Here is a 16,240-nt window from a genome sequence, read left to right on the forward strand (position 1 = left end):
TTTTGGAACAATAATTGATGATATATTAAATAATTAGAATAAATTAAAAATTTAAGTTTTAGTAGGCGTAAAATTTTCAGAATTCAACAATTTTTTGTTACTTGCCATTCGCAAATCGCAACAAAACGTTGAGTTACGTGGGGTATAAAGACAATAAGATCTTTATCTTCTACGGCTTTTTTGTTTTGCTAAAATTTGAATATATATTTAACCAGTAAAAAATTAATAAATTAACTATTACACGATGAAAAGAGTATTTACTATCCTTGCAATTACAGGATTATTGTTATTTGGAGCAGCACCTAAAGCATTTGCACAAGATGCAGCAAAAACTGAGCAAGTTGCAGACGCAGCAGAAGCAAAAACATTTCACCAAGAATTAAAACAACGTTTTATTGAAGGTGGACCTTTCTTTATGGGAATTGTATTAGTAGCCTTAATCTTAGGTTTAGCAATTGCAATTGAAAGAATTATCTATCTTAATATGGCTACTACTAATACTAAGAAATTAGTAGCTAAAGTTGATGAAGCTTTAAATTCAGGTGGAGTTGAAGCAGCAAAAGAGGTTTGTAGAAATACAAAAGGACCTGTAGCTTCTATTTTCTACCAAGGTTTAGATAGAATGGATGAAGGTGTAGAAGCAGCTGAAAAAGCAGTTGTTGGATACGGTGGAGTTCAAATGGGATTATTAGAGAAAAACATCTCTTGGTTATCATTATTTATTGCATTAGCACCAATGCTTGGTTTCATGGGAACTGTAATTGGTATGATTGGTGCATTTGACTCTATTCAAGCAGCGGGTGATATTTCACCAACAGTTGTTGCAGGAGGTATTAAAGTTGCATTATTAACTACAGTATTTGGTTTAGTTGTTGCAATTATTCTTCAAGTATTTTACAACTACATTATCTCTAAAGTTGATAGTATTGTAAACAATATGGAAGATGCTTCAATTTCACTTGTAGATCTATTAGTTAGATACAAAAAATAATTAGAACGATGAGTAAGAAATTATCAGGAATATTAACAATTGTAGCTGCGATTATTGGGTTTGTTGCCTTCTATTTCTTTGTTAGAATTGTTATGGAGGGAGATGATCCCATCGTAGAAAGTGCAGATTTGCAAGCTAGCATAGTTTCGCCTTTCATTAGTTTTGCTTCTTTTATTTTAGTAGCAACAGCAGTTATAGCTATTTTGTTTTCAATGTGGAATTTAATTAAAAATCCACATGTATTAAAAACATCACTTATTGGAGTTGCTTTTATGGCAGTTCTTTTAGGAGTATCTTATGTTTTAGCCTCTGATGGAGCTGTAACAGATGGTATAGGTGTAGTTTTACCAGAAGGTGAAGCTGGAAGTGTTTCAAAATGGGTAAGTACTTTAATTAACTATAGCTTTATTTTAGGAGCAATAGGTTTAGTATTTGTTCTTTTGGACTTTGTTAAAGGACTTATAAAATAAATAAAAAAATATGGCGTTAAGAGACAATGCGGAGATTAATGCAGGATCAATGGCAGATATTGCGTTCTTGCTTTTAATATTTTTCTTAGTTACTACGACCATGGATGTTGATTCGGGAATTTCACGTAAATTACCTGAAAAATCACCTCCAGATCAAAATGTTGAAGTAATTGTAAAGCAAAAGAATGTATTAGATATCACTGTTAATAGAAGAAATCAAATTTTGATTGAAGGTACAGATTTTGTACAAGTTACAGAAGTAAAAGATATTGCAATGGCCTTTATTGATAATGGTGGTGGTGTAAGTGCAGACAAAGGTGATGTAGCAGGTACTCCTTGTGATTATTGTGAGGGAGCTAAGGATCCAGCATCTTCAGATCATCCTACTAAAGCTATTATTTCTTTACAGAGTGATAGAGGAACAACTTATGGTATGTATATTACTATTCAAAATGAAATAGAAGCTGCATATACAGGGTTGAGAAACAGATTATCTTTGAAAAAGTATGGTAGATCTTATAATGATTTGTTAAAAGATTATAAGGATAGAGGTAGCGAAGCTGTTAAAGAAAAAATTGATTTCTTGAAGGAAAGTTATCCTCAAATTATCTCTGAACCAGAACCATTAAAATAATAGTACGATATGAGTAAGTTTAAAAAGAAGAAAAAGGGTTTACCAGCCATTTCTACAGCATCTTTACCTGATATTGTATTTATGTTGTTATTCTTTTTTATGGTGACAACTACAATGAGGGAAACAGATTTATTAATTGCTAAGCCTACACTACCAAAAGCTACGGAAGTGAAGAAATTAGAAATGAAAAGTTTGGTAAGTACTATCTATGTAGGTAAATCTAAAGATAAAAGAATTGGTGGTGATAAAATTCAAGTTAATGATAAAATTATTGACGTGAATGATGTACCAAGTTTTATTTTTGCTGAAAGAGCTTTAAGAAAAGAAGAAGAAGTTAAATTTATGACTACTTCAATTAAAGCAGATAAAGAAGCAAGTGTTGGTACTATTTTAGATATTAAAGAACAATTAAGAGATATTAATGCTTTAAAAGTTAGTTTTTCTACTTCAAAAGGAACAGATTTAAAAAGCAATTATTAATATATATTATATTGTATAACATTTAAAAAGGCAATCAAAGTTATTTGATTGCCTTTTTTAGTATAAAAAAGTATCTTTGTTAATATGTATAAAAAGTGGTTTATAATTGGTCTTCTTATTTGTTTATTTGATGTAAATGCTCAAGTTAAAGTGGATTCTGTTGATACACGTTATAGGGAAGATCAAATTTATATTGCTTTGAGTTATAACTTAATGAATAATAAACCTGATTCAGACTCAAATGCACTATTTTCCGGAGGTTTTAATGTTGGTTATATACTTGATGTTCCTTTGAATAAAAGACGTAATGCTGGGATTGGAATTGGTCTAGGATATTCCTATAATTCTTATAGCAATAGTTTTTTATTGGATGTTGAGGAAAAATTTACTACTTATGAAACTAGCAGGTTTAAAACTCAATTATTTGAAATGCCAATTGAATTAAGATGGCGTACTTCTACAGCTTCTGTTTATCACTTTTGGAGAATTTATGCCGGTATGAAGTTTTCGTATCTTTTTTATTCTAATTCTAAGTTTAAATTAAATGAAGAGTTCTTTGAATTTAAAAATATAAAAGCCTTGGAGAAATTTCAATATGGTTTAACTCTTTCCGCAGGTTATGGTAGTTGGAATCTGTATGTGTATTATGGACTTAGTCCGTTATTTAATAATGTGATTGTTGATGATAAAAAGTTAAATATGAAAGACTTTAACTTAGGATTGAAGTTTTATATATTATAATGTAATAAATTCCAAATACCAACAGTTGCGTAAGTATTCCTAGAATATAACCTAATACTACTTCAATCATTGTATGCGCTTTTAACTCTAACCTTGCAGTTGCTATAATTCCACTTAAAATGAAAAAGCCTACCAATAAAAGTATAATATTTATTTTAAAGTAATAACTAAAATATAATAGAAAACCTATTAAGCCTCCAATTGCAGCCGTGTGTAAACTAATTTTCTTGTTAAAATAAAGGAAAATGTAACTTATAATTAAGCACCAGGCAAAGCCAATATAATATAGTGCTAAAATGTTTACAATTGAAGCTTTTAATAACCATTGACCAATAAAAATACAAATTGAAATAAAAAGTATTGTTGGGAATTTTCGCTCTTCAATACTTGTTAAGTGATAGGTTTGGATGAGACCAAAACGCTTCATTAAAAGTAAAAGTATTAAAGGGAAAATATAGGTTGATAGAAATAGAACTACTAATATGATATACTTTTGTTGAATAAAAATATATTTTGGTACAAATAAAAAATAGAGTAGTGTACCAATAAGTGAAAAATTGATTGGATGAAAAAAATAGGAAATTAATTTTGAAAATTTCATAGGGGTTTTGTGAAATTAGCTATATTTTTTTGCGTAATCTAGCTACTGGTATGTCTAATTGTTCTCTATATTTTGCAACTGTTCTTCTAGCAATTGGATAGCCTTTATCTTTTAAAATAACCGATAATTTGTCATCGGTAAGAGGCTTCTTTTTGTTTTCTTCTTTAATTACGTTTTCTAATATATTTTTAATCTCTTTTGTTGAAACATCTTCTCCTTGATCATTTTTCATAGATTCAGAAAAGAAATCTTTTATAAGTTTTGTTCCGTAAGGTGTTGTAACATATTTACTACTTGCAACTCTAGAAACTGTTGAAACATCCATTTGAATAATATCTGCAATATCTTTTAATATCATTGGTTTTAACTTTCGTTCATCTCCAGATAAAAAATACTCTTTTTGATATTGCATGATGGCGTTCATGTTTAGCAATAATGTTTGCTGCCGTTGTTTAATAGCGTCAATAAACCACTTTGCTGCATCTAATTTTTGCTTTATGAAAATTACTGCATCTTTTTGTGATTTTGTTTTATTTTTAGAATCCTTATAACCTTTTAATAAATTGTTATATTCGTTTGAAATGTGTAATTCAGGAGCATTTCTAGAGTTAAGAACAAGCTCTAATTCACCTTCAACTATTCTTATGGTGAAATCTGGAACAATTTGTTCAGCAATTTTGTTGTTACCAACATATGAACCTCCTGGTTTTGGATTTAATTTTTCAATTTCTTTGATGGCAGTTTTTAACTCATCTTCTGAAACGTGAAATTTAAGTAATAATTTAGCGTAATGTTTTTTTACAAAATGATCAAATGAATTTTCTAAAATATTGATTGCTAAATGTCGACTCGCATTTTCTGGTTTTCTATGTAATTGAATAATTAAACATTCTTTTAAATCTCGTGCTCCAACGCCTGGTGGATCTAATTGTTGCACTAATTTAAGTAAGCGTTCTAATTCTTCAATTGTAGTAAATAGATTTTGTGTAAAGGCTAAGTCATCTAAAATATCTAATAAATCACGCCTTAAATAACCACTTTCATCAATACTACCAATTAAAAAGTTGGTAATTAATTCTTCTTCTTCAGTAAGTCTAAAGGTGTTAATTTGATTTTTTAAAGTTTGTGTAAATGATGTTCCAGATGCATATGGGATTTGTTTGTCCTCATCATCAGGTGAATAGTTGTTAGCTTGCGTTTTGTAACTAGGAATTTCGTCATCACTTAGGTACTCATCTATATTTATGTCTTCAGCATTAATGTTTTCATTACCACTGTCATCATATTCCTCTTCTGGGCTAGTGTAATCCTCTATATTTTCTTTTCCGCCTTCTAAAGCAGGATTTTCTTCAAGTTCTTGTTTTAATTTTTGTTCAAATGCTTGCGTAGGCAGTTGAATTAACTTCATCAACTGTATTTGTTGTGGAGATAATTTTTGTAATAATTTAAAATTTAAACTTTGTTTTAACATATAGTATATGTGCGAGCTTTTTATAAAATTACAAAAAAACATAGTACCAAGGCACTATGTTTTTTAAAATTCTTTTTTAGAAATCTGCGTTTTGAGGTGTTCTAGGGTATGGAATTACATCACGAATATTACCCATTCCGGTAGTAAATTGAACTAAGCGCTCAAAACCTAAACCAAAACCACTATGTACAGCAGTACCAAATTTTCTTGTGTCTAAATACCACCAAAGTTCTTTTTCGTCGATATTTAATTCTTTAATTTTTTGCTGAAGCACATCTAAACGTTCTTCACGTTGGCTTCCACCAACAATTTCACCAATTCCTGGGAATAAAACGTCCATTGCTCTTACCGTTTTTCCATCTTCATTTAAGCGCATATAAAATGCTTTAATGTTGGCCGGATAATCAAATAAAATTACAGGACATTTAAAGTGTTTTTCAACTAAAAAACGTTCATGTTCACTTTGTAAATCTGCTCCCCATTCTTTTATTAAGTACTGGAACTTTTTCTTTTTGTTAGGTTTACAATTTCTTAAAATATCTATTGCTTCTGTATAGCTAACACGTTTAAAATTATTGTCAACTATAAAATTTAAACGTTCAATTAAAGTCATTTCACTACGTTGTAGTGCTGGTTTTCCTTTTTCTTCTTGAATTAACCTATCATTTAAAAATTTGATGTCATCCTCACAGTTTTTTAATACATATGATATTACAGATTTAATAAAATCTTCAGCCAAATCCATATTGTCATCTAAATTATTAAATGCTACCTCTGGTTCAATCATCCAAAATTCAGCTAAATGACGTGTTGTATTGGAATTTTCTGCTCTAAATGTTGGTCCAAACGTATAAACTTTTCCTAAAGCCATAGCGTAAGTTTCAGCTTCTAGTTGCCCTGAAACAGTTAAATTGGTTTCTCTTCCAAAGAAATTTTGCGAATAATCAATAGTTCCGTCTTCTTTTTTTGGTGGATTTAAAGGGTCTAATGTTGAAACATTGAACATTTCTCCAGCGCCTTCGGCATCTGAGCCTGTAATAATTGGAGCGTGGAAATTATAAAAACCATTTTCAGTAAAATATTTGTGAACTGCAAATGATAATGCAGAACGCAACCTCATTACAGCACCAAAAGTATTTGTTCTAATTCTTAAATGTGCATTTTCACGTAAATATTCAAAACTGTGCTTTTTAGGTTGTATAGGGTATTCATCTGGATTTGAATCTCCTAATATTTCAATAGTTGCAACCTTTATTTCAACGCTTTGACCTTTTCCTAAACTTTCTTCAAGTGTTCCGGTTACTGCAACTGCTGCACCGGTTGTAATGCGTTTTAATAGTGCAGGATCTGTATTTTCAAAGTCTACTACACATTGTATATTATGTATGGTAGAACCATCATTTAAAGCAATAAAACGATTTGCTCTAAAAGTTCTTACCCAACCTTTTAAAGTTATTTCTTGTAAAAATTTATCTGAACTCAGTAGCTCAGCTACATTAGTTTTAATCATAATCAAAAATTTAAGCCATGCAAAGATACATTAACTAATGAAAGATGGAAAACTAAAGTAATAAAATAGCTTTAAGATTTACGTTATTTTGGAAGAATGATTGTTAGATTATTTATCTTCATTTTGGTCTTCAACCGTTAAAATATCTAATACAGGTTTTTTTAAGGTTTCTTTGTTTGCAATACTTCTCTCTAATGAAAGTAATAATGAAGGTAATAACAATAAATTTGAAACCATTGCAAAAAGTAATGTTACAGAAACTAAACCACCTAAAGCAATTGTACCTCCAAAACTTGAAACTGTAAATACTAAAAATCCAAAGAATAGTACTATTGATGTGTAAAACATACTTACACCAGTTTCTTTTAAAGCACCGTAAACTGAAGGTTTAATTCTCCAATTGTTTGCAATTAATTCTTGACGGTATTTTGCTAAAAAGTGAATAGTATCATCTACAGAAATACCAAAAGCAATGCTAAAAACTAATATTGTTGAAGGTTTTATAGGTATACCTAAATATCCCATTAAACCTGCAGTTATAAGAAGTGGGAATATGTTTGGAATTAGCGAAATAATAATCATTCTAAATGAACGGAACATAAATGCCATAAAAAATGAAATTAATAAAATAGCCAATGATAATGAAACTACTAAATTGTTGATTAAAAAGTTGGTTCCTTTTAAGAAAACCAATGCTTTTCCTGTCATAGAAGTGTTGTACTTTTCTTTTGGGAATTCTTTGCTTAATTTTTGAGATAAACGATCTTCAATAACTTGCATTTTGTCTGTACCAATATCTTTCATAAAAGTGGTGATACGAGCATAACGACCTGTAGAATCTACAAAATTATCCATCATTTCTAAATTTGAAGATGAATTTTTAGCGTATGATAAAATCCAGTTTTTTTCTTGATTGTTTGGTAATTGGTAATATTGTGGTTTTCCGCTATAAAAAGCTTGTTTAGAATATTTAATTACATTTAAAATAGAAAGAGGTTTTGATAATTCTGGTATTTCTTCAATAACCTCATCAATTTTTTCCATCTTTTTTAAGGTAGAAAGTTTCATAACACCTTTTTCTTGTTTGGTGTCAATTACAATTTCAAGTGGCATTATACCTCCAAACTCTTTTTCAAAAAATACAATATCTTTAAAAAATTGTTTGCCTTTTGGCATATCTTCAATTAAACTTCCTGATATTTTAACCATAAAAACACCAATCATACTTAAAATAATAATTACAATTGTTGATGCGTATACTGAAAATCTATGGTGTTTAACTACGTATGACATCCAATTTACAATAGCATCAATCCATTTACGCTCTAGATGTTTTAAATGTTTTTCTTTAGGTAGTGGTAAAAAGCTATAAATTATTGGAATAATTAATAAGGCTAAAATAAAAATAGCCATAATATTTATAGAAGCTATAATTCCAAACTCTCTTAAAAGTTGGCTTTTAGTAAAAATAAACGTGGCAAAACCTGATGCAGTTGTAATATTTGTTAAAAGTGTGGCATTTCCAATTTTAGAAATTACACGTTGTAAAGATCTTGCTTGATTTCCATGTTTTTTAACTTCTTGCTGATATTTATTAATAAGGAAAATTGCATTTGGAACTCCAATAACAATAATTAACGGCGGAATTAACGCCATTAAAACTGAAATTTCGTACCTAAAGAAACCTATAAATCCAAACGCCCAAATTACACCAATACTTACTACTAATAGCGTAATAAAAGTTGCTCTAATTGATCGAAAAAAGAAAAAGAAAATAAGTGCAGTAATACCCAAAGCAAGTACAACAAACATGCCAATTTCATCAATAATATTTTGGGCATTCATTGTTCTTATATACGGCATTCCGCTTACACGAACATCAATATTGTGATCTATTTCAAATTGTTCAATTAAAGGGTTTAATTCCTGAAAAATAAAGTCTTTACGAGCAGCTGTATTTACAATGGTTTTATCCATGTAAACAACAGTTCTCACTACTTTTGAATCTTTATTATATAAAATGTTGTCAAAAAACGGAAGGTTTTCAAACAGCTCTTTTTTAATAGCTAAAACATCTTCATTAGTTTCCGGAGCTTTTTCATACAAAGGTTCTAAATCAAAAGATTTAGTTTTTGTGTTTTTTGTTAACTTTTGAATATCACCAACCGCAATTGTAAAGTCAACTTCTTGAAATGAATCTAATTTTTTAGATAATTTGTTCCAATCATTGAATTTTTTTGGTGTAAAAATAGACTGATCTTCAACAGCTAAAATAATTAGGTTTCCTTCTTCACCAAAAAGATCTAAAAAATGGTCGTATTCAATATTTATTGGATGATTTTCAGGAAGTAAATTTGCTTCTGTGTATGAAAATCGCATGTATTGCATTTGTGATGCTAAAAAGGATGTAGCAACTGCAATAAGAATTAAGATGAAGTATCTTTTTGTTAAAATAAACCTGGAAACTCGAGCCCAAAAACCCATAAAATATTTTTGGCAAAGGTATAAAAATAGTTTTTGTTTTTGTAATGATTTTTTTAAAAACCTAATTGAATATTATAGGTGATTTTTACAGCTAAATTATCACTCCATTCGGGTTTAATATAGGTGCCATATCTATAAAAAGCACTTACTCCAAATCCTTTAAATAGTGAGTTTAATTCTAAACCACTTTCAAAATATCCTTTATTCATTTTTTTAAAAGTAATTTCTTTGTGGTATTCAGGGTGATTAATATCTCCAATTGCTGCGCGTGTAACTAAAATTAATCTTGGTCTAAACTTTTTATTGAATTTAAAAACTCTAAATTCATGTTTTAGGTGAAGTGCAACAAATTTGTCTGAAATAAACTCGTTGTAACTCATTGTTTCAAAACTATTTTTTCCTGCAAACGTAATTCGCGTTACCCAAGGATTTTTATACGTGTAATTTGGTGTGGCATTGTATAAATGTGAAATTGGAACTTCTCCAAAAACAACTCCTCCTTCAAATAAAAAACTTGTAGTAGACCTTCTTAAACGTACTATTTTATACGATGTTCTTATGTTTACTTGGGTGAAATCAAAATCTCCACCTGCTACATTTTTTAAACTTTTTGTTAATTGAAACGCAAATTGAGGGTAACCATTTTTCACTTTAATTTTTCCTAATGGCGAATTCATATATTCATTTTTAGGAGTATAGTTTATTCCAATTACTGCATTTGACAAATGATATTCTTTTACATTAGTTGTTGGTGAAACGTATTGGTAATTAAATAAGGCTTTGTATTCTCCTGTGCTTAGTCTTATTTTAGCTTCAATATTAGGTTGAATGTCATGGTATAATAGTATGCTAGTAGTTTTATAATTGTAAAACTTATCAATATTTAAATTTCTTGGATTAATTGGAGAAAAAGAAGTGTTTTCTGCTATAAAGTCTAAAGAAGCAGCTTCTTTTATATCATTGCTATATTTTAAACCAATCCAAGTGTTTGAATCTTTGTTCAATCGGGTTGCGCCACCAATACTATATTTAAATTTAGTGTCTTTTGTTCCATACGCAGCATAGGCTTCCACTTTAAATTTTTGTGAAAAGTTTGTGTTTGTAATTCCTCCAAACCCAATTCTAAATCCTTCGTGATTGTTTAAATTTAAAATTTTTCCAAGATCTAAATTTATATATTTTGTAGGTAAGTACCCTTTTAATAAGTTTCGGGCTACATTAATTTTTTTCTCAACACCTTCTTCTAGTGCAATACTATCAAGATATGAATAGGCGTTTTTGCCTCTTGTTGTTAAGGAATCAATTCTGTATAAGTTCCAAAATTTAGTGGTTTTAGTTGCGGCATCGTCATTAAACAAAATGGTAGCTGAACCTCTTCTTACATGTTGTGGCTTGTTTATTTGTATGTTAGAATTTACTGAAGTAGATACAATATAAATAACATCTTCTGGTTTGTTTTTGTGAGTGTTACTAATTGAATCTTTGCTATTGTTAGCACTAAAATTTAGTAAACCTCCAAATAAGGCAACATCTTCATTAGTATCTCCTTTTTTCAAAGTAACTTTTTTATCTTTTGGAAACCAATTTTGAAATTCTGAATTGTAAGTGTAATTCTGTATAGCTTTTATGTTTATAAAACCTTTCAACTCTGCAATTGCTTTTGTAATTGAAAAGTTTTTGGTATCAATATACAACACACCTTCAATACCTAAATATTCTTTCTTTTTTATGGGTTTAAAATGAATTATATAAGAGTTTCCGTAACCATTTGAAACCGTATCTAAAATTTTATAATTGTATTGTGCTATTGCTTTGTCAGCAATTGGGTTTGTGTAATTGGTACCTGCAATTGTATAGTTTTCATTGTAAAATGAAAATCCTTGAAATGATAATGCAAAAAGTTCGTAAATGGGTTGTTTTAAACCGGCCATTCTTGAAGCTAAAATAACTTCTTTCTTCTTCTTTCCTTTATTAAAAATAAATTCTGAAATTTTTTCTGAAATGTATAAATGTTGATTGGTTATTTCCTTCTTAAATTTAAAGTTGGTTGAATCTATTTTTTTAAACTGTTTGTTTCCATTTGTAATTTGAAAAACAGAATCTAATTTCCCTTGAATAGAATCTGGATTTGCTGTTATAAGAATTTTATTATAGGCATTAAATTTGAATGAATTTAGCGCTTTTTCAATATTGTTTTTGGACTTGTTTTTAATTGTATTTCTTATAATTTCAACAGCGGGGTTTTGGTGGCTTGAAATAAAAACTTCATTTAATTGTTCTATGCTTGGTTTTAATTCTATTACAATAAATTTCTTTTTTGAATTTAAAGTGATTTTTGTTGAAGTGTACCCAACATATGAAATGGTAATTTCTTTAATGTTGTTAGGTGCTATTAATTGAAATTGCCCTTCAACATCAGTTAAAGTGGTATTTTTTGAGTTTGAATTTACGTTGGCGAAAGGTAATGGTTGTTTTGTTTTGGCATCCAAAACTACACCTTTAATTTGTGTTTGTGAAAACGAAATTAAAGGAACTAAAAAGAAAAATAAAAAGTTTTTCATTATTTAAATTTTCGCAAAAAGTAAATATAAGAGAATAAAAAAGCACTCTGATGAGTGCTTTATTTTTTATGAGAAGTTTAACTTAAATGAAATTATACTTTCATGATTTCTTTATCTTTTATTTTATAATGTTCATCAACTTCAAGACTATATTTGTCTGTTAATTTTTGAATATCAACTTCAGCATTTGCTTTCATATCTTCTGAAGCATCTGCCTTTTTAATTTCTTGCATTGCTTCTCTTCTGTCGTTTCTAATACTTACTTTTGCTTGCTCAGCTTCAGCTTTAGCTTGTTTAGAAAGTTCTTTTCTTCGTTCTTCAGTTAAAGCAGGAACATTAATAATAATAATATCACCATTATTCATTGGGTTAAAACCTAAATTGGCAATCATTATTGCTTTTTCAATTTCGTGAAGCATATTTTTTTCCCAAGGTTGCACGGTAATGGTGTGCGCGTCCATGGTGCTTACGTTTGCAATTTGTGTTAGTGGTGTTTGAGAACCGTAATAATCTACTGTTACACTACTAATCATTGCTGGGCTTGCTTTTCCAGCTCTAATATTTTTGAATTCTTTTTCTAAATGAGTTATGGCATTTTGCATTAACTCGTTAGCGCTATCTATTATAAAATCTAATTCTTCATTCATGATTGAAAAATTTTAATAAATTATTTATCAACTAGTGTTCCTATGTTTTTTCCTGAAATAACTTTTTCAAGGTTACCTTGTGTATTCATATCAAAAACAATGATTGGTAAATCATTTTCTTGGCTAAGTGCAAAGGCGGTCATATCCATAATTTTTAAACCTTTATCCATAACTTCTTTATAAGTAATGGTGTCAAATTTTACGGCATCTTTGTTTGTTTCAGGATCTACATTGTAAATACCATCAACACGAGTTCCTTTTAATATAACTTCAGCTCCAATTTCAATAGCTCTTAAAACGGCTGCGGTATCTGTTGTGAAATAAGGATTTCCTGTTCCACAACCAAAAATAACTACGCGTCCTTTTTCTAAATGGCGTACTGCTCTTCTTTTAATAAAAGGTTCAGCAACTTGCTCCATTTTAATAGCAGTTAGTAATCTTGTTTTAATTCCTGTTGCTTCAATGGCGCTTTGTAATGCAAGTCCGTTAATGGCTGTAGCAAGCATTCCCATATAATCTCCTTGCACTCTGTCAATTCCATTACTTGCACCGGCTACACCTCTAAAAATGTTTCCTCCACCAATAACAACGGCTACTTCTAAGCCTTGGTTTACAATTGTTTTTATTTCTTCAGCATACTCAGCTAAACGTTTTGGATCTATTCCATGTTGACGTTCACCCATTAATGCTTCGCCACTTAATTTTAGTAAAATTCTTTTATAAGCCATATTCATTTTAAAAAGTTATACAAATATATGAAATACTTTATAAGTTCAGTTTGTAAAGTGTATTTACCTTACTTTTTTTAATAAAAAAAACCTCGCTAAAAGCGAGGTTTTAAAATCACATATATGTTGTGAATTATGCTATTGAAACTCTTTTGAAGTCTACAACAGCAACATCGTCACCAAGAGTTTTTACGTACTCAGCAACAGTTTTCTTTTCGTCTTTAATAAAAGCTTGGTCAAGAAGACATTGTTCAGTATCTAAAGTAGTATTGTCAGAAATAAATCTTTCAATTTTACCTGGAATAATTCTATCCCAAATAGCTTCTGGTTTACCTTCAGCTTTTAATTCTTCTTGTAATCTTACTTTTTCTTGAGCAATAACTTCATCAGTTAATTGAGCTCTTGAAATATAAGAAGGAACATTTTTAAGTGTTTTACCTAAACGTGCTAATTCAATATTATCTTTTTCAATTACAGCAATTCTAGCTTCAGTTTCAGAAGCAACATAAGCAGGATCGAAATCTTTGTAAGATAAAATTGAAGCTCCCATTGCAGCAGCTTGCATAGAAAGGTCTTTAGCTACATCAGCAGCACCTTCAGCTTTTGTATTTAAAGCAGTTACAGAAGCAATTTTGTTTCCTACGTGAATGTAAGAACCAACATAATCACCAGTAACTTTTTCAAAAGCACCAATTTCTAATTTTTCACCAATAACACCAGTTTGCTCAATTAATTTTTCAGCAACAGTCATTCCTCCAAAATTAGCAGCTAAAAAAGCTTCTTTAGAGTCAGCGTCAAGTGCAATTGTAGCAAATTTAGTTGCAAGCGCAACAAAATCGTCATTTTTAGCAACAAAATCAGTTTCACAGTTTAATGAAATAATAGCACCTTGTGTGTTATCATCATTTACTTTAGCGATAACAGCTCCTTCAGTTGTGTCTCTGTCAGCTCTTTTATCAGCAACTTTTTGTCCTTTTTTACGTAAAATATCCACTGCTTTGTCAAAATCTCCTTCTGCTTCAACAAGTGCATTTTTACAGTCCATCATACCAGCTCCGGTAGATTTTCTTAACTTATTTACTTCTGCGGCTGTAATTTTTGCCATTTTCTTATATATTTTTTGTTGAATTTAAAATTCAACTATGATACATTAATTATTTTTTTACTTCTGGAGCAGCTTCAGCTACTTTTTCTTTTCCTGCTTTTCTTTCTGATAAACCTTCAGCAACAGAATCAATAATGTAACCTAATACTTTATCAATTGATTTAGAAGCGTCATCATTAGAAGGAATTACAAAATCAATACCTCTTGGGTCAGAGTTTGTATCAACCATAGCAAAAATAGGAATGTTTAATTTTTGAGCTTCAGCAATAGCAATGTGCTCTTTTTTAACATCAACTACAAAAATTGCACCTGGTAAACGTGTCATATCAGTAATAGAACCTAAATTCTTTTCTAATTTTTCACGTTGACGGTTAATTTGTAATTTTTCTCTTTTCGAAAGTGCATCAAAAGAACCATCTTGTTTCATTCTATCAATAGTTGCCATTTTTTTAACAGCTTTTCTAATAGTAATGAAGTTTGTTAACATACCACCTGGCCATCTTTCAGTAATGAAAGGCATGTTTACGCTTTTTGATTTTTCTGAAATAATTTCTTTTGCTTGTTTTTTTGTAGCAACAAAAAGTATTTTTCTTCCAGAAACTGCTATTTTTTGTAAAGCCTCAGCAGCTTCTTCAATTTTTGCAGAAGTTTTGTAAAGGTCAATAATGTGAACACCATTACGTTCTCCATAAATATAAGGAGCCATGTTTGGATTCCACTTTCTTGTTAGGTGACCAAAATGAACACCTGCATCTAATAATTCTTTAATTTCAATATTTGCCATTTGTATGTAGTTTACGTTCCGTTGAGACTTAGCAATAGGGAAGTAGCGATTGTTCGATCTTCCCTATTTGGATGCTAAACTTTTTACAGTCATTGACTGATCAACGACAACTTTATTTTTAATTTCAATGAACCACCAAATAATTTGGTGTACCAATTTTGTATAACGATTAACGTTTTGAGAATTGGAATTTTTTTCTTGCTTTCTTTTGACCGAATTTTTTACGCTCAACCATTCTTGGGTCTCTTGTAAGTAATCCTTCTGGTTTAAGAATTGTTCTGTTATCTGGATTTAGTTCAACTAAAACTCTAGAGATTGCTAAACGAATAGCTTCTGCTTGTCCAGTAATACCACCACCAAATACATTTATTTTAATGTCAAATGCTTCAGCATTATCAGTTAAAACTAAAGCTTGCATAATTTTGTATTGCAAGTGAGGTGTAGTAAAGTAATCTTTATAGTCTTTTTTGTTAACCACAATGTTTCCTTTTCCTTCTGAAACATAAACACGGGCAACAGCTGTTTTTCTTCTACCTATTTTGTGTATTGTATCCATGATTATTTAAGATCGTTAAGGTTAATAGCTTTTGGAGCTTGTGCAGTTTGATTATGTTCAGCACCTTCGTAAACATATAAATTTCTGAACAATGCACTACCTAAAATGTTTTTAGGTAACATTCCTTTTACTGCTTTTTCAATAAGACGTGTTGGGTCTTTTTCAAACATCTCTGTTGCAGTTAATGATCTTTGACCACCTGGATAACCTGTGTGACGCATGTAAGATTTGTCACTCCATTTTTTACCAGTTAAATTGATTTTTTCTGCGTTGATAACCACTACGTTGTCTCCACAATCTACGTGAGGAGTGTAATTTGGCTTGTATTTACCTCTAATTAGCATTGCTACTTTAGAAGCTAGACGACCCAACGTTTGGCCGTCTGCATCAACTAATACCCACTCTTTAGTAACGGTATTTTTGTTAGCTGACACTGTTTTGTAACTTAATTTACTCACAATTAAATTCTTTGTTATA

General features: G+C 30.0%; 16 protein-coding genes. 5 read left to right on the forward strand and 11 right to left on the reverse strand.

Annotated elements, in window-relative coordinates:
- The first annotated feature begins 244 nt into the window (after positions 1 to 244).
- From ACFQ5N_RS05360 to ACFQ5N_RS05380, 5 genes are all read left to right on the forward strand, one after another.
- Positions 245 to 991: a MotA/TolQ/ExbB proton channel family protein gene (locus ACFQ5N_RS05360; protein WP_386808393.1), complete on the forward strand. Its 747-nt coding sequence runs from the start codon at positions 245 to 247 to the stop codon at positions 989 to 991.
- Between the two features lie 8 nt (positions 992 to 999).
- A complete protein-coding gene (locus ACFQ5N_RS05365; RefSeq protein WP_386808395.1) occupies positions 1,000 to 1,461 on the forward strand; it encodes a hypothetical protein in 462 nt (153 codons plus the stop codon).
- A 10-nt stretch (positions 1,462 to 1,471) separates the two neighbouring features.
- Complete coding sequence (locus tag ACFQ5N_RS05370) at positions 1,472 to 2,095, forward strand: ExbD/TolR family protein (protein WP_386808397.1); 624 nt, start codon at positions 1,472 to 1,474, stop codon at positions 2,093 to 2,095.
- A 9-nt stretch (positions 2,096 to 2,104) separates the two neighbouring features.
- On the forward strand, positions 2,105 to 2,575 hold the full coding sequence (locus ACFQ5N_RS05375) for an ExbD/TolR family protein (protein WP_386808399.1): 471 nt from the start codon (positions 2,105 to 2,107) through the stop codon (positions 2,573 to 2,575).
- Between the two features lie 84 nt (positions 2,576 to 2,659).
- The gene (locus ACFQ5N_RS05380) at positions 2,660 to 3,316 is read left to right on the forward strand and encodes a porin family protein (protein WP_386808401.1); all 657 of its coding nucleotides are present in this window, start codon (positions 2,660 to 2,662) and stop codon (positions 3,314 to 3,316) included.
- Here ACFQ5N_RS05380 and ACFQ5N_RS05385 read toward each other — a convergent pair.
- The 11 genes from ACFQ5N_RS05385 to rplM all read right to left on the reverse strand — a co-directional run bounded on the left by ACFQ5N_RS05385 (position 3,285) and on the right by rplM (position 16,221).
- The gene (locus ACFQ5N_RS05385) at positions 3,285 to 3,917 is read right to left on the reverse strand and encodes a hypothetical protein (RefSeq protein WP_386808403.1); all 633 of its coding nucleotides are present in this window, start codon (positions 3,915 to 3,917) and stop codon (positions 3,285 to 3,287) included. The genes ACFQ5N_RS05380 and ACFQ5N_RS05385 overlap by 32 nt on opposite strands.
- A gap of 19 nt (positions 3,918 to 3,936) precedes the next feature.
- Positions 3,937 to 5,388, reverse strand: coding sequence for an RNA polymerase factor sigma-54 (gene rpoN, locus ACFQ5N_RS05390; protein WP_386808405.1), 1,452 nt, complete (start codon positions 5,386 to 5,388; stop codon positions 3,937 to 3,939).
- A gap of 76 nt (positions 5,389 to 5,464) precedes the next feature.
- The gene (gene asnS / locus ACFQ5N_RS05395; protein ID WP_386808407.1) at positions 5,465 to 6,898 is read right to left on the reverse strand and encodes an asparagine--tRNA ligase; all 1,434 of its coding nucleotides are present in this window, start codon (positions 6,896 to 6,898) and stop codon (positions 5,465 to 5,467) included.
- 108 nt (positions 6,899 to 7,006) lie between these two features.
- The gene (locus tag ACFQ5N_RS05400; protein ID WP_386808408.1) at positions 7,007 to 9,382 is read right to left on the reverse strand and encodes an efflux RND transporter permease subunit; all 2,376 of its coding nucleotides are present in this window, start codon (positions 9,380 to 9,382) and stop codon (positions 7,007 to 7,009) included.
- A gap of 53 nt (positions 9,383 to 9,435) precedes the next feature.
- Positions 9,436 to 11,943 (reverse strand): DUF5686 and carboxypeptidase-like regulatory domain-containing protein, encoded by a 2,508-nt coding sequence (locus ACFQ5N_RS05405; RefSeq protein WP_386808410.1) that lies wholly within the window; start codon positions 11,941 to 11,943, stop codon positions 9,436 to 9,438.
- A gap of 92 nt (positions 11,944 to 12,035) precedes the next feature.
- Entirely contained in the window at positions 12,036 to 12,590 is a 555-nt protein-coding gene (gene frr / locus ACFQ5N_RS05410) for a ribosome recycling factor (RefSeq protein ID WP_386808411.1), read from the reverse strand.
- A 20-nt stretch (positions 12,591 to 12,610) separates the two neighbouring features.
- The gene (pyrH, locus tag ACFQ5N_RS05415) at positions 12,611 to 13,318 is read right to left on the reverse strand and encodes a UMP kinase (RefSeq protein WP_386808413.1); all 708 of its coding nucleotides are present in this window, start codon (positions 13,316 to 13,318) and stop codon (positions 12,611 to 12,613) included.
- A 133-nt stretch (positions 13,319 to 13,451) separates the two neighbouring features.
- Positions 13,452 to 14,423: a translation elongation factor Ts gene (gene tsf / locus ACFQ5N_RS05420; RefSeq protein WP_386808415.1), complete on the reverse strand. Its 972-nt coding sequence runs from the start codon at positions 14,421 to 14,423 to the stop codon at positions 13,452 to 13,454.
- Between the two features lie 49 nt (positions 14,424 to 14,472).
- Complete coding sequence (gene rpsB / locus ACFQ5N_RS05425; protein ID WP_386808417.1) at positions 14,473 to 15,207, reverse strand: 30S ribosomal protein S2; 735 nt, start codon at positions 15,205 to 15,207, stop codon at positions 14,473 to 14,475.
- A 169-nt stretch (positions 15,208 to 15,376) separates the two neighbouring features.
- Positions 15,377 to 15,763, reverse strand: coding sequence for a 30S ribosomal protein S9 (rpsI, locus tag ACFQ5N_RS05430; RefSeq protein WP_386808419.1), 387 nt, complete (start codon positions 15,761 to 15,763; stop codon positions 15,377 to 15,379).
- A 2-nt stretch (positions 15,764 to 15,765) separates the two neighbouring features.
- On the reverse strand, positions 15,766 to 16,221 hold the full coding sequence (gene rplM / locus ACFQ5N_RS05435; protein ID WP_386808421.1) for a 50S ribosomal protein L13: 456 nt from the start codon (positions 16,219 to 16,221) through the stop codon (positions 15,766 to 15,768).
- Between the last annotated feature and the right edge of the window lie 19 nt (positions 16,222 to 16,240).

The sequence above is a fragment of the Lutibacter holmesii genome (assembly GCF_042679665.1).
In the GTDB taxonomy this organism is placed as follows: Bacteria; Bacteroidota; Bacteroidia; order Flavobacteriales; family Flavobacteriaceae; genus Lutibacter; species Lutibacter holmesii.